This is a genomic window from Bacteroidota bacterium (genome assembly GCA_016714535.1).
Classification (GTDB): Bacteria; Bacteroidota; Bacteroidia; order AKYH767-A; family OLB10; genus JADKFV01.
Genome location: JADKDR010000001.1, coordinates 682,372 through 698,198, shown reverse-complemented (window position 1 = coordinate 698,198; position 15,827 = coordinate 682,372). Strand labels below are relative to the sequence as shown.

Annotated in this window: 8 protein-coding genes; 6 read left to right on the top strand and 2 right to left on the bottom strand. The window is 38.5% G+C overall.

Annotated elements, in window-relative coordinates:
- Positions 1-42 precede the first annotated feature (42 nt).
- The 6 genes from IPO27_02915 to IPO27_02890 all read left to right on the top strand — a co-directional run bounded on the left by IPO27_02915 (position 43) and on the right by IPO27_02890 (position 7,576).
- Positions 43-1,932 (top strand): gliding motility-associated C-terminal domain-containing protein, encoded by a 1,890-nt coding sequence (locus IPO27_02915; protein MBK8845553.1) that lies wholly within the window; start codon positions 43-45, stop codon positions 1,930-1,932.
- Between the two features lie 208 nt (positions 1,933-2,140).
- A complete protein-coding gene (locus IPO27_02910) occupies positions 2,141-2,851 on the top strand; it encodes a T9SS type A sorting domain-containing protein (protein ID MBK8845552.1) in 711 nt (236 codons plus the stop codon).
- Positions 2,852-2,889: 38 nt separating this feature from the next.
- Complete coding sequence (locus IPO27_02905; GenBank protein ID MBK8845551.1) at positions 2,890-4,761, top strand: T9SS type A sorting domain-containing protein; 1,872 nt, start codon at positions 2,890-2,892, stop codon at positions 4,759-4,761.
- Positions 4,762-4,886: 125 nt separating this feature from the next.
- Positions 4,887-5,492 carry an RNA polymerase sigma factor gene (locus IPO27_02900; GenBank protein MBK8845550.1) on the top strand — a complete coding sequence of 202 codons (606 nt, stop codon included), beginning with the start codon at positions 4,887-4,889 and terminating at the stop codon, positions 5,490-5,492.
- Between the two features lie 6 nt (positions 5,493-5,498).
- On the top strand, positions 5,499-6,944 hold the full coding sequence (locus IPO27_02895) for a hypothetical protein (protein MBK8845549.1): 1,446 nt from the start codon (positions 5,499-5,501) through the stop codon (positions 6,942-6,944).
- 32 nt (positions 6,945-6,976) lie between these two features.
- The gene (locus IPO27_02890) at positions 6,977-7,576 is read left to right on the top strand and encodes a hypothetical protein (protein MBK8845548.1); all 600 of its coding nucleotides are present in this window, start codon (positions 6,977-6,979) and stop codon (positions 7,574-7,576) included.
- An 896-nt stretch (positions 7,577-8,472) separates the two neighbouring features.
- Here IPO27_02890 and sprA (IPO27_02885) read toward each other — a convergent pair.
- Both sprA (IPO27_02885) and sprA (IPO27_02880) read right to left on the bottom strand, forming a co-directional pair.
- Positions 8,473-11,085 carry a cell surface protein SprA gene (gene sprA, locus IPO27_02885; protein ID MBK8845547.1) on the bottom strand — a complete coding sequence of 871 codons (2,613 nt, stop codon included), beginning with the start codon at positions 11,083-11,085 and terminating at the stop codon, positions 8,473-8,475.
- On the bottom strand, positions 11,034-15,719 hold the full coding sequence (gene sprA, locus IPO27_02880) for a cell surface protein SprA (protein MBK8845546.1): 4,686 nt from the start codon (positions 15,717-15,719) through the stop codon (positions 11,034-11,036). The genes sprA (IPO27_02885) and sprA (IPO27_02880) overlap by 52 nt, the downstream gene beginning before the upstream one ends.
- Positions 15,720-15,827 lie beyond the last annotated feature (108 nt).

The following is a 15,827-nucleotide window of genomic DNA, read 5'->3' as shown; positions in this document are numbered from 1 at the left end:
AGCTGATTGGCAAAGTAAGACCACGTATAGGTACGCATACTTTTGAAAACTAAATTTTTAGCTATGTGGGCTCCCGGGTTGTATCGATGCTTATCCTACCTTATCCTCTTTATTATTTTTATACAAAATAGCTTTGGCCAATTAACGACAAACTCTGGTATTACGCCAGCAGTATTGGTTAATAATTACTTGCTAGGCCAAAATGTTACCGTTGGTAACATCACCTATACTGGTGCCCCTCAAGCAATTGGCACTTTTAACGGTGCCAATTCTAACCTTGGAATTAATAGTGGAATAATAATAACAACAGGAGATGTTGCGTTTGCTGCCGGAGTCAATAATACAACGAGTGCCGGATTTGATAATCAATTGCCTGGTGATAGTGAGCTAACTGCCATAGCTAGTTTGCAAACTTTTGATGCAAGTACGCTTGAATTCGATTTTGTCCCCGAATTCAGCAAGATAAAATTTCGATACATTTTTGGAAGTGAGGAGTATAATGAGTTTGTGTGTACCGGTGTTAACGACCTTTTCGGATTCTTCATTTCTGGCCCTGGTATTATCGGTTCTCAAAACTTGGCAGTAGTTCCGGGTACGTCCATTCCAGTGTCTATAAATACTATAAACAATGGTGTTCCTATGGGTAACGATCCTAATTGCAACTTAGGCAATACCGGTTATTTTGTAGACAATACATTAGTAATAAGTACCACCGTACAATACGATGGGTTTACTACTATTCTTACTGCTGAAGCAAATGTTATTCCCTGCGAGACCTATCACATCAGGCTAGTAATTGCCGATGGAGGAGATGGAATATATGATTCAGGGGTATTTTTAGAAGCAGGAAGTTTTTCAGGCGAAAATTTTCTCAGCATTACGAATATTGGTAATACAATTGACAGCGCAGCTATTGAAGGATGTGCGGCATCAAAATTTCAGTTTAGCATACCCGACCCGCTGCCGGTTGATTATGTTGTAAAATTTGCAATAAATGGAACTGCTACAAACGGAACCGACTATGTAAAAATTAATGACAGCATTATTATTCCGGCAGGACAAAAAACAGCTTTATTAAACATTACTCCCATTCCCGATGCATTAAGCGAAGGCACAGAAACGGTTACCCTTACGCTCACATTAAACAGCGCTTGTAGCACCGATAGCATTTTTGCAACTGTAAGGATTAAGGATCTTGATAGTCTTAATATAATTATGCCTACTGATACTTTTACATGCCTTAACACCCCCATTACTTTATTGGCCACCACCTCGGGTGGGCATGGCAGTATGCAATACCTTTGGAATGATGGTAGCATAGGAAATGCAACAATTGCATTGGGAACCTCGGCTCAAACCTATACAGTTACTGTAAAGGATGGCTGCCAGCAAATACGACAAGATTCAATAAAGGTAAACATTCTGGAAAAAGCTTCTTTCGATATTCAAACAGGGCCAACTACGTGCAACAATGTGCCAGTGTCTATTACGCTGATAGGATCGCCAAGTGCCAATGCTTTTTATACATGGAATTTTGATGGTGGGTCGGTTACTAGTGGCAGTAATCAAGGGCCGTTTGAAGTTTCTTACCCACGCGGTGGGGTGTATAATATATTAGCAATTATTATTGATGGCCCTTGCATTATCATCGACTCCGTCCAAGTTGAAATTGAAGATTGCGAAGTTACTGCGCCTAATATTATTACACCTAACAATGATGGATATAATGATGCCCTTATTTTTGGAGGGCTCGAAGCATTTCCCGGCAGCTTATTGCAAGTGTATAACCGTTGGGGAAATCTGGTTTTTGAAAATGCCAATTATGCTAATAATTGGAAAGGCAATGAGTTGCCTGAAGGTACTTATTTTTATGTGTTGAATGTAAATGGAGGCAAACCGGTTTCAAGCAGCCTAGCTATTATCCGCAACTAAAGGGCTTTTTCATTTGGCAAGCATCAATGTTTGTCATAAAATTGTTGTTTTTTGGTAAACAAGTAGAATAAAGGCTATAAAATGGTGTAATCTGCCATTTTTTATAGTGTTTATTTTTAAACAACCACTTGCCTGATAAAGTAATAAGTCTATTTTTGCAGGCATTAAAAAAGTCCAAATAATTTAATTTTTTAAAATAAATAATCTAATGAAAAAATTTACTTTAAGTTTATTTCTATCAGTTATGAGTTGCTTTGCAATTTGTGCGCAAAGTTTTACTATTTCTGGTAACCCAACTTCGCCCGTAATTGGTGATGCCAATGACTTTATGGTAGCAGCAGAGTGTACCGTGCACAATGCTAGTAACGCAGATAAGATGGTTATGTGTGAGCGCACAGTAAATATGGTTGCGCCCGGCCACGAAAGCTCTTTTTGTTGGGATCAATGTTATCCTCCTTTTGTTTCTGTATCATCTCAAGCAGTTAATATTTCTGCAGGTGGATTAACAACAGCATTTATCGCTGATTTGAGACCTAACTTAAACACAGGTTTTACAACGGTTAGTTACAAATTTTACGACCAAGCTAATCCTGCTGACTTTGTAACAGTAGATATTCAATATAATATCACAGCCTTAGGATTAAATGATAATTTAACCGCAGTGCAAATAGCTTCACCACGACCAAACCCGGCAAATGAAGCTACGTATATCTCTTACCAAAACCGCAATAGTGCAAGCACATTTTCGCTTCAAATTGCTGATTTACTTGGCAAGGTATATCTTGACAAAATCATTGTAGACCAAGCCGGTGTTGCCATGCTTGAAACTGCCAATATTCCAAGCGGAGTTTATTTTGTAAGAGCACTTAGCAATGGTAAGGTTATTAGCACCAATAAGCTTGTAATTTCTCACAAATAATTTATCTCATAATAATTCATAATAAAAAAATCAAATCAATGAAGAAAATTTTTACCTGTATGGCATTAGCTGTTGGAATAACTTCAACACTATTTGCCCAAGTTCAAAGAAGAGTTTTAGTTGAGCAATTTACGCAAGCTTCTTGCGGACCTTGTGCAACAACCAATCCTCCATTCAATGCATTACTTGATGCAAACGAAACAAAAGTTACTCAGATAAAATATCAGACATCATGGCCGGGTGTTGATCCTATGAATGCCCACAATCCAACACAAGTTGCAACACGTGTAACGTATTATAACGTTGGAGGTGTGCCCGATTGCGCGGTGGGTGGAAACGACTATAACGGGCATCCGGGAAGTGTTACACAGGCCACTATTGATGCAGCATATAACAATGTAATGTCGCCAATGGAAGTAAAGGTTTCGCACACTGTTTCAAATGATACCGTATTTATTCATGCAGTATTTACCGCAGTGCAGGCAATGACCGGTACTTTAAAGGGTCATGTTGTTATTACCGAGCGTCTCATCGTATTTGCAAATGCTCCCGGTTCAAATGGCGAAAAGGAGTTTCATGGAGTTATGAAAAAAATGTTACCTTCTGATCAAGGCACTTCTCTAGGTTCTTCTATGAATGCTGGCGATTCAATCGTAGTTGATGCCTTCTGGAAAATGGCAAACGTTTATAATACAGCTGAAATTGGTGTTGTTGCATTTGCTCAAAATGATGCTGATAAATATGTATTTCAGTCTGAATACAGCGAGCCACTGCCACTTGCTCTTGATGCTAAGGCAATTGATTTAGCCGGACTTGGTTATACGTGCAACACCTCTGTAACGCCTATTCTAACAGTAGAGAATACAGGAGCAACAACCTTAACAAGCATTGATTATGAATACAAAGTTGGTAATGGAGCTGCAGTTCCTCAATCATGGGCTGGTTCTTTGGCACCTGGTGCTACCACCACAATTAATATTCCTACAGTTACGGTAGCGAACGGTAAAAATACCATGTCTGCAACTATCAAGAATATTAATGGAGTTATTGATCCAAATACTTTTGGAAATACATTTAGTGGAAATATCTATGCTTTCGTAAACCCTTCGGTAATGACTCCGTTGGTTCAAGGATTTACTGCAGTGGCTATGCCTGCAGATTGGACTGTTGATAATCCGGATAACAATCAAACATGGACACGCGTGTCATCTAACGCATATGCCGCACAAGGTACCGGAAGTACCCGTATCGATTTCTACAACATTACAGCTGGAGGAATAGATTATCTGGTTTCGCCAAAATTTGATTTATCAGGTTTGACTGCTCCAATAGGATTAAATTTCGATATGGCTCATAAGGGCTATAGTGCGCAGTATATTGACCAGCTTGATATTATGGCATCTTCTGATTGTGGAACAACATGGAATTTGATTTGGTCTAAATCAGGTGCACAGCTTGCCACTACTACCGGCTTTACTACTGTAGCCTACGCCCCAGTAGGTGCTGATTGGAAAGCACAGTCAATTAATCTTGATGCTTATATTGGTCAGGCGAATGTTTTAGTTGCTTTTAAAGCAATATCAGGTTTTGGAAATAATTTATTTATTGATAATGTAAATATTGCTCAAGGTCTTTCAATAAATGAAAATGAGTTAAATAACAGTATCAGCATTTCTCCAAATCCAAGTAACAATGGATTATTTACTTTAAATTTTGATCTTGAAAAATCTACCGTATCTGAAATATCTGTTTTAGATGCTCAAGGAAAAGAAGTGAAGAATTTTGAGTTGAAGCGTAACTTGAATGGTAATTTCTTGTTGGACTTGAGCAATCAGGCTGCAGGTTTGTACCATGTAAGTTTAAATGTTGATGGTAAGTTTGCTACCAAGCAAGTGTCTATTATTAAATAGTTACTTTCAGTAAAATAAATATTAAGAAGGCCCTCGCATTTGCGAGGGCTTTTTTTTTCTAAAAATTAATACGGCAACCCAACCTTTAGTCTGCGACTTGCATCTATGTAATTAAATAAGCAATTATGTTGGTACATTCACAGGTAATAAATTTAAGTGGGCCTTTAACTTCTAAAATTGCTGTTTCTGCATCAATGCAAACTATGCAAGCACAAAACTTACAATCAATAATAGCTGGATGCATTAAAAACGAAAGAGTTTGCCAGCAACAGCTATTCAAGATGTATGGTAGTAAGTTACTTGGGATTTGTTATAGATATACGCGAAACAGGGAAGAGGCAGAGGATCTTTGTCAGGAAGCGATGGTAAAAATATTTTTGAATCTGAAGGGCTATGATTATAGGGGCAGTTTCGAAGGATGGATAAAAAGAATAACGATAAATACGGTATTCGAATTTTTTAGAAAAAAGAAAATATTATTTGACACAAGTGATTACGAACTGGTAGTTGCAGAAGACCAAACTCCCGATTATCAAGCGAATGCATACGAGTTAGCACAATTGATACAGCAACTGCCACCTGCTACCCGCCTTGTATTTAATATGTATGCTATAGAGGGATACAAGCATGCAGAGATTGCGCAAATGGCAAATATTAGCGAAGGTACCTCCAAGTGGCACTATGCCAATGCTAGGAAATTATTGCAACAAATGTTAAACGACAAAAAATAATTAGCCATGAATATAAAAGATCAGTTTGAAAATTTTGAACTACCCGTTTCCGAAAATATGTGGAATGAAATTGAAAAGCAATTGCCACCAGAAAAGAAAAAGCGAGGGTTTATATTTTGGATTTCGGCAATAGCTTTAGTTGGCAGTGCAATTGCTTGGTTTGGATATAAGTCAATCTACAATGATAATTTTCAGTTTTCGAGTAAAACAGAAAATCAATTGTATAGAAATGAAACTAAATCAAAATCTATCATTTCAAATGAAAGCAGCAAAGAAGTAAACACGCCTGGTATTCAAGAGATAAAAACAATAATTGATAAACCAACCCAAATGCAAAAGATGAATTCAACGGCTGCCAAAAAACATAATGTTGGCAATGCCGATAATGAGGCAAGCAATGCAACAATCAAACGGGGAACTTTACATTCAATAAAAAAGTTACAGAGGCATCAGCTTTATGCGGAGGCCAAATTAAAAGATAAGAATACCGCTGCGGCACTTGCAGATGATAATACTAATATGTCTATGGCAAGGCTTAAATCAATTGCAGGATTAAATGTAATTCCATATGAAATGAATATTGTGCATAGACATCAGCATCAGCCTGAATCAGTTGATAGCAGCGCGAATGAACATAGTGCGAAAGATAAGTTGCCAAAGCAGTTAGGTGAACGCGCATTTAGAGTTGGTTTCAATGTAGTACGTTTGCACAATGAGAGTGAAATTCTTGCTGAACAATATGAGTATGAAGGAAAAGAGTTTCTATCAAGGGTCACTGCTTCTCCGGGTGAAAACTCAATGGGTTATTATATAACAGGCAGTTACGCAAGCAAGCGATATTTCCGTGCTGAGATAGGCATTGGATTACGATACTTTAATCGCGCTGACTTTGTTCCGTCCATTTGGAAAGATGCTAATGGGAATTATTTTGCCACAACTAGTATTGGCAATCTGATCTTTGATAAATCAATAATACACATTTCTGGATTAGCTATTCCGGCTGCCTCTTTAGAGCAAGTCATACTTCCCAAATACAATGATGCTGGAGATACTACTCGTTTGCTAACCAATGAACAAACTAAGTATATCGATATTCCTTTGCTTGCCGGTTGGCAGATGACCAAAAATCGCAAATTAACTCCTTATGCATTGGCAGGTGTGCACTACTTACTTCCAATATCTAAAAAGGCAAGTATGATAAATACTTTTACTAAGAAAGAAGTTGTGGCAAAATATACATCAGGCCTTAACTATAAGGCTGTGTGGGCACCAACACTAAAATTAGGTGCAGAATATGATGTATTGCCGCGCTTATCTATTAACGCACGTGCAGCATATACACTCTTGGTTACACCAGCTGTGTCTATGGAATCATCAGTGCAAATGGCAAGAAAAACCTACCGGTTCGATCATTTTGAATATTGGATAGGAGTATCCTATCGCCTTAAATAAATTATCTTCTAAAATTTAAAATCAATTAGCTTATGAAATTAAAACTAGTAAGCATGGCAGTGCTTTGCCTAATGGCAACAGCCGCATGCAAGAAGGAAAATGTGGAGCCCCTGAAAAGTGAAGTGTTCGCTTTGGATAGACCAGCCAAAGTTAAGTTCGAACTAGATGGAAGCACTTATTTTATGGAGGGAAATAATGTGCCTGTTTTATATGGTGACCTAAACAAAGGGTCTCAGAGTTATGGATCAAGGTTCGATATTATTAATAGCTGCACAATGACTAATGAAATAGGTAAGGACTTTTTCCTCGAGATTGAAAAAGGAGATTTGTTGGTGCGTAAAATTACTGACGAAACTTCATGGTATAACTACTTGCTGTCAGCAGAAGATAATAATATTTCATCATGGATGAACGAAGGTGTTCAATTGACATTGCAAAATGAACACGATAGCGAAATCTTTCGTTCATTGGACAGTGATAAATTTACTTTCAAAATTTTAGAATATACAATTAATGATCAAGATCAGCTTATTGTTCATGCACTATTTGAAGCTGATTTATTGGGCAACAATGGAAAGGTGCATCAATTGCGCAATGGAGAAATGGTAGGGGTGTTTTGGGACTTTGAGTAACGTCTCCAACTCAACAGAAAAAAATATTGCATCGATAATATAAGTATCAATCCAAATTAATCAACCGCGAGTAATAGCTGCCGCTTCCAATAAATGATGCGGCAGTTTTTTTTTGAAACATAGTTAATGGAATGCTTTTCCTTAAAAGCAGTATGGTTAGTTTCGAAATAAAGACAAATGCTGCTAAATGATATTCGTAAACAGGGCTTGCTATTTTTTATAGGTTGCGTGTGTAATTTTTGATGACTAAATGCAATGGCGCACGGAGACACAGAGGAACACAGAGAATTTCTTTTTATATTTAGCGCTTGCTATTTTTTGATTATTAAATGCAATGGCGCACAGAGACACGGAGGAACATGGAGATTTTTTTTTGAAGATTAAATACAGCTGCGCAAGGAGACACAGAGGAACACAGAGAATTTCTTTTTATATTTAGTGGTCGCTAATTTTTGATGGTTGCATATGTACTAACAAGTCGTCCCGTTTGGGCTGTTATTTTCCCTTTTTTTATTAAGATGCAGGCCTGCTTGGGTTTTAACAGCAGCATAAAAAATCTTAGAGCTCCGTAGGAGCAACACCGTTTTTCTCGAAAATGTATTCAGTTCTAGAATCAATTTGATAGAAGTTATTTGGTGCGCCAAAAATTCCTTGCAATTAGCAAGGGATAGCTGCGGATTACTGTATGTTGAAAATCCTTACATGCTTGATAGCTTTCGAGCCCACTAACACATGAAGTGATACATGACTTTTTGATACTTTGGCCTTTTTCCTTGCACTGATTTTTTTATTTCCACTACTATATTATTGATTTTGATGGATGTCAATATTAAACAGCAAGCCCAATTTATTTTGGAGAATCGTAATTTTGATATTGCCCCGAAAAAGTTAGAGGCTTACTGAGCAAGTGTAAATCTTACTGCAAAACCAACCTGTGTATTCGAATTGGGAAAAGAGTTGGCAATTTCTGGTCTGTTGATTACCTGATCATAATAGAATCGAATATTGAATCGCTCGTTCAAAATATAATCAGCTGACAGTTTAATGTTGTATGTGTTCATACCAGCACTGGGAATATTTGTTTTTTCAATCATCTTGCGGATAATTGTAAGGTTTTTGCGCATACTGAAATCAGCAGTAACATTTAAATCATTTTTCAATTTAACCTTTTTTCCACCTACTTTGAAAGGCAAGGTGAATTTAGGAATACGGTATCCGGCACCTATGGTAAGGTCGTTGCTTCTAACTTCGGTAAGTTGTATGCCGGTAAAAGTTAAAGACAAATTGCGATCACGTTTAATTTCCATGCGCGTAAATAATCCATTTTTTTTCCACGTCATGTCTATACCAATCAATGGACTGAAAGATTCAGTAATGCTTACTTGTTGTGCTTCGTATTGTGGAATAAAATTTCCTGATGCATCGCGCACCGAACTAAAGCCATAATCTTGCGGATCAGTATAGTTAATGTTAGTAATAAACGAATTGATATTATAGGTGCTGCGATATCCATGCGTAATATTTACACTGTTCCATATTTTTTTGCTCCATGCCAATTTGCTCAAGCCATCAAAGGTTATTCGCCAGTTAGGTAAGGGCAGTTTGAAGAATTGTGTTTTTTCAACCTTTTTTGGATTGCGACCGGTATAGGCTGCCAGAAACGCATAAGTTAATACTTCCTGTTGTGCTCCGCCATATCCATCTACATAACCGCTATCGGTTAATAGCCAATTCGAATAGGGGTTTTCTATTCCTATAATTTGAGAAATTATTTTCCGGTTCTCATCAAACTGTTCGAAAATTTCATTGGTTTTGTTTTTACGGTCTTTAATAAAAGCCGTATTCCAGGTAATATACGATACACTAAAGTTACCCGATTCCATCGTTCCCACACCACGATAAACTCCTGAAGTATTGGCTCTGTAATTTTCGGTAAGGTTGCGGCTATAATTGCGCGTTGCATTTAATTCGATACGTAAGCCGGTAATGGGCTCTATGGTACTTCGTGCCTGAATATTTTGTGTGAAATTGCGCGTATATTGAGCATTAAAGGAAGTATCAGTGCTTAACCATAAATTTTGCGCAGCATCAAATCTTATGTCCTTTTGACTTCCAAACACAAATCCAAATCCGGGTGCAGTTACCTGCTCTCCTTTTGAATTTTGATAATAGTCTTGACCAAGTATAACCGATGGCCTGCGATATCCCGGAAACATGGTTCCATTGGTTTCGCTAAATGTGCCTCCAACGTTTTTAACAGCTAGTATAGCTTTGCCAATAAAACGCACTACACCTGGTATTTGTCCCGGAGGCTTTGGAGGTTTTGTTTTGGTAGTGTCGTTTTGGTTCTTTGGTTGTTCGGCCGATTTATTTCGTTGTGGTTGCTGAGGGGCCTTGTTAGGTGGTGCAAGTAATTTTTTGAAAAACGGTAGCTTGTTATACAACTGTGTAAATGTTAGTGTTGCATTCAAGCTTTTGGTATTCGAATTTTGAATGGTATTTCCTAATGCACTACTTGGTGTGTTTTTATTTAATACACTATCAAAACGCAATGGGGCTGCTGCCCAACTATAATCAAATCCGTAGCGGGCATTAAGCGAAATCCAATCGACCAACGGCAGCTTATTTAAGGGTACCTGATAGCTTGCATTTCCATTGTGTCCATAGTTGGTGTTACGTCCAAAGTTTTTCAAATTTGTTTTAACCGAATCTTTTTTAGTCTCAGTGTCGAGGCGACCAGCCGGTTCATCAACACGCGATTGGTTATTGGCAGCAAAGTCAAGCTTTAGCGACTTGGTTAAGTCCCATCGCATATCATACTGCCGCACCCAGTTAAAAAACTTATTAAAGGTAGTATCTAAAATTGCACGATAGGTAGTGTTGTTGCGAAGAAGTTGCTCACCATATTGCCTATCAAGATCGTTGCGAATATTGATGGATGCCGGCAAAGGGGTAACATTAAAATCTTTAACTAGTTTTATCCATTTGCTATTACCTACGATTTTCGATTTTTTAAATGGTTCGAAAGGTTTGGGACTTGCATTAAAATTATAGCCCAGCGAGCCTCTGTAATTTCTCAAAACATCAAATTGCATATTGATGTTCCGTCTAAAAATTTCGGAGTATGAATAGCTCACATTAAAATTCTCAATGTCATAAATATGCGATTTGCCTCCGGTTTTGTTTTTGCGAACATTGGTAAAACTAATGGTTTTACGTTGGGTAAAGTCTTGCGCATTTCTGCGCAACTCATCACGATCTTGCTTGGTTTCAAGTGCTTGCAATGCAGTTTCAAAAGGCACATCAGGATCAAGCGGATTAAACTGTGGATTGCTTATTACCTGTCCGAAGCTATAGTAGAACGGAAGGGATAATGAAACTTTATCAGGGAAAAATTTTCCTAACTCCAACGTGGTTGCGATATCATACTGCGTAAAATTTTCGCGACTGCGTTCATTTACTTTTGCTCCAAACCACCAAACCCAATCGTCTTGCGGCTTCCACTTAATGTAAGGTTACCAAGGTGAGCTAACTTGGCAGCTACCCTTGCGGTGGCTGCATATCCGCCACGCTCGTCAAAGTCGGTAAGGCGTAATTCATTTACCCATATTTCTGCACATTTGGGTTCGCCATCATCTTTTCCAAAAGCAACAATGCCTCCTTTTTTAGGGTTACGCACCCCAATCATAATGGTACGAATGTTACTCAGGTTAGGCGATCCAACAATGTAAATGTTTCGGTCACCATCTGTTTTGTATGGCCGGTATGCAGATAGGGTGGAAGAGCCATTTTTTAATTCGCTGTTTCTTATAAGTTTGGCATCTACCAGGTCTTTGAGATTAATATCAATCTCATTTGCCGATGGCCAAATGAGTGCAGGGTCTTCTACTTCACCTTTCGAAATATCAGTAACCTTTATTGGCATTTCGTATTCGTAGTAATTCTGACTATTGTCAGTTCCAAAACGCACAAACAATACTAAGTCGTTATCTTTTACATCGGTAGGACCGCAATTAAAGTCTTGCGTGCATTGCGCATTGGGCTCAGCATGCACATACATCTTTACACGGCCATAGTTACGCATATCAAGATCAAGCGTTTTAAAAGTAGCACGTGCATCACCATCACATAGTCCGCATACACGCAACACCATACTTTGCTCATTCAACCGTTGTTGTTGGATGGATGCTGTATTAATTTCGCGTTGTATGCCCGGAGGTATTACATAATTACATGGTATTTTATTTTTATTTTCTTCGAGCGAGATTGCTGATACTTCAAAAGAAGTATTAGAGTTTGGACAAACATCAAAGTATAGTCCCGGCCCTTGCAATCTTTTGGTATATCTGCGCCATTCGCCCCTGGTAAGGTCAAGGCGGGCAAAACGTAATACGATGCTGTCAGAAAATCCTTTCATAAGTACGCGTATGAAGCCAACACTACGAAGGTCTTGGATATCGCCAAACTTTTGGCGGGTTTCATCATTTACCGGAATGCGAAATTGATACCATGTTATTTTACGATTGCCACCTGAAGCAACTTCAGGATTAGATTCGCGCTTATCTACAATATAATTGCTGCCAACCTCCAACCCGTTTTTACTAATCTCAAGTTCGTATTGAAAATAGTTTTCGTAAATATCCATAGTACCATCCCTGTTAATGTCTTCCATTTCAGGAAAGTTGGTGCTTTGCGTAATATAGGGCTCGCTCGATTGTTTAGACGTTTTGCTGTTGCCATCAGGTACACTAAAGCGCTTATAGCGTTGCAGAATGTCAAGTTGTGCATTGTCAAAATCTGTTCCTCTGAAATAACGGAAATTATCACTCGAAGGATCGGCTAAGGCAAGGTTGTAAGCAGCACTTGCAGTGCCAAATGCCGCAGCAATGTTGTCAAGAAAAAAAGGTTTGGTAAAAACTTTTTCGGTGTCTGTCGGCATTCCATCATATCCTACATCCTGAAAGGCGCGGCAATCATCATCGGTGTCAAATGCATTGGTTGGGTTAGTAGGATTACCAGGAAATAGCCCCCAAGGTCCGGGAAAATTTATTAAAGTATTATTGGCGCAGTTCAATCCGTTTTCAAACATCTTAAAACCATCGTGCAAAATATCTTCCGAAATCTGACCTAAATGAAAGTACAACTTTCCCGAATTGTTTTGACTAGAATAGTCGTCATTAAATGGATCCATAAGCCAGAAAGAAATAAACTCCACGTTGGCAGCTTCAAAATCATTGTTCTCAATTCTGCGCATCATGCCTCCCCACCTGGTTTCGGGAGCAAGCAGGAATCCATCCGCATCAATTCCCTGAGAATAGGCTGTTGGCAACGCATCAAAATTATAGGCACCTCGCTCACGTGGGTAATAGGCGAGGTTTAATACCGGTATGCGTGGAATTATTCCCACAAAGTCGCGTGCAAATAATTCGTCTTCATTTATCTGACGTACCTGGTGATTACTTAATGCATTATTATCAATGCCCGGTGGCAACAATCCGCTATTGGGTGCAAACACCGTGGGGTCAATATTATACCAGGTAAGTAAAGCCCTGTTCAATCCCCAACTGCGCTGATTCGTATCTTTGGTTTCCGGAAACAAGCTTAGGTTGTTTTCTGGAACACTGCTTAAAAACCAGTTGCCCGGATTGCGAATATCAATATTGCTTTGGCTTCCTTCAAAATCATCTATGTACGAAGTTCCTGCCTTTGTTATAACACGAGGATGACCCGGTATAAACTGTGCAAACTCGCCACTTACAGTTATGTTACTTATTTCTTTGGTGCTAATAAAAGGAAGCTTGTCAATCATTTTTGTAATGAAGCGCGAATCGGTTCTGTAATTTCCATTTAAGCCCCATATCGTGTTGCTAATAGGCTCATCACCAAAATTTATTTTTTGGGTAATAGGACGTTCGCTCAAATTTAAAATGGTAGCACCCAAATTAAAATCTTTACTAAATTGGTAATCGAGGTGGGTACCCATTAGCCTCCTTGTTTGCAAGGCAAATAAGGTGTTGCTTTCTACCTGCACCTGCAAGGGTGTTGCACTATTAAGATAGGCCTGATTTATTATTTTTACTTTACCTAAATTATAATCAACGGTAAAGTCTACGTTTTCAACCAAAGGTGTGCCACCACTCGATACCTTAACCGAACCTTGCGGAATGTTTATCTGATTTAAACTTATCTCGGAGCTAACCGAGCTGGAGTATGTTCCGGTAATAAAAAATTTATTCTTTTCGGTGTTCTGTTGTGCCGCAATTTTGGTCTGCCTGTACAGGTCAGTGTATAAGTATTTTTGCGCTACTTGCTGGCTTTTGAATAATGCGGCCAGCGATTTGCCAAATGGTTCTACCAATGGTAAATAGATTCTGCCTTCTTGCGAATTAATAGTTATTCCTTCTATGTAGTCAAAGACACCATCTGGCTGAGGGTCATTATTATTATTCAATCTATCAAGATTTAACACCCTGATTAATTGCTTGCCAAACAAATTGGTTTCGGAAGAAGAAACGGGAAGAAAATTTACATTGGTGCCTGTACTGTCATCAAAATAAAGGATGTTAAGTTTGAAATCTTTTGCCTGTAGTCCATAAGCCTGAATGTTGTAAACATTTTTCATCATCAAGTCCCAAAGGGGCAAGGTTACATTGGTAACCGAGCTCTTAAGTATCTTAACAAACAAACGTTTAGGAGGTTCAATTCCACTATTGGTAAGGTCGCCAACACGATACACCTGGCCACCAACCTGATATTCGTAGGCTACAGCCAATGCTTGATTCGGATTAAGTGTTGATCTTAATGACAACGTACCAAGCCGCGGGTCAAAAGTATATTCACTTGGTTGTAATCGCACTGCATTATCCATACGTTCAAAATCCTGAGGCGCATTAAGACCTAAGCCATTCAGAACATTATAATTGGCATAATTAATATCACGTAGTTGATTGTAAGGTGCTAAATTCAGATTTGCATACAGCGTGTTGCTATTATTGTTTGGAAGGTTGGGGCCATTGGGATCGGTAAGCCCAGTTTTGTTAGGCTTTTTCTCGCCTAAGTCGCCAAAACCTATCAGTGTGCGGGTATCTACTTGTCCGGGTTTTACAACCCAAACTTCAATTTTGGTAACAATAACAGGTGATTGAATTAAAGGAATCTGACGCATCGCATAATCATAATTATCGCGAAAATATTGCGCGATAAAAAAGTGGCGGTTAGCTTCATAGTTGTCGCCCGTAATTTCAAATGGTTGTGTCTGTGCACCGTTCTTTACTTCTATGGTTTTTGATTGTCCTTTTTGCTGCGAGAATACACTTGTTACTGAAAGGTGCCCAAATTGCAATTGCGTTTTTATTCCAAACAAGCTTTGGCTTCCTTGTATGAGGGTACTATTTAAAGGCAGTGTCACATTCCCGGCTTCTATTTTCTTGATAATGTCATCTTCGCCACCTGTAAATTCAAGTTTCATCCTATTCTCGAATTCGAAACTTGCTTCGGAATTATAATTGATGCCTGTTTTTAATTTGGTCCCAATATTTCCTATTACATTTAATTGTATTTTTTGTTGAAAATCGAATGTGGTAACGCTTCGCTGTTTCTCGGGCAAAGCGGGATTTTCGTTGCGGTTTGTTTGGAGTCCAAATCTTAACTCCACCGATCCTTGCGGACGTATGTCAATCGTATTGCTTCCAAATATACTTTCAAATAGCCGACCCGGTACATACAACTTTGGATTGAGGTTTTTCTTTTGTGAGATAATATCTGCCCCATCTGCCAGTTGTTTCCAGTAAGCTTTGGTTGACCGCTTATTTTGATCTTCGTTAAATTCCTGAAAGGTCATGTAATTTGGATTGCGAAAAAACTCGTCTCCAATTCGGTCATTTATGTTGTACTCATTGCTGGTAGGGTCGTATTCAATGGAGGTGCTTATATTAGAAGGATCTTTTAAATAAAGTGGCGAATTGTCGAAAGGCAACGAATACGGGTCGCTAATGCGGTCATCAAAAGGATATTTAAGTGAGTCGGTATCGGGAGCGAAAACAGGCGGTTCGTTTATTTCTATAATCTTGTCGCTAAAATGATTTAATGGCCCTTCCATTGCACCAGTAATCAAACTGATGCCGGATACGGCTATTAACGACAAAAGACTATATTTAAAATAATTGCTTATTTTCAATTTGATGATGCTTAAATAATTCAGTTCTAAGGTTTTAGTTATTTCATGCTATGCGTTAGGTGCAATTAAACGATA

Bases quoted from the DNA above. Each gene is read 5' to 3' on its own strand.
- IPO27_02890 (MBK8845548.1), top strand. From the start codon at position 6,977: ATGAAATTAAAACTAGTAAGCATGGCAGTGCTTTGCCTAATGGCAACA.
- IPO27_02895 (MBK8845549.1), top strand. From the start codon at position 5,499: ATGAATATAAAAGATCAGTTTGAAAATTTTGAACTACCCGTTTCCGAA.
- IPO27_02905 (MBK8845551.1), top strand. From the start codon at position 2,890: ATGAAGAAAATTTTTACCTGTATGGCATTAGCTGTTGGAATAACTTCA.
- IPO27_02910 (MBK8845552.1), top strand. From the start codon at position 2,141: ATGAAAAAATTTACTTTAAGTTTATTTCTATCAGTTATGAGTTGCTTT.
- IPO27_02900 (MBK8845550.1), top strand. From the start codon at position 4,887: ATGTTGGTACATTCACAGGTAATAAATTTAAGTGGGCCTTTAACTTCT.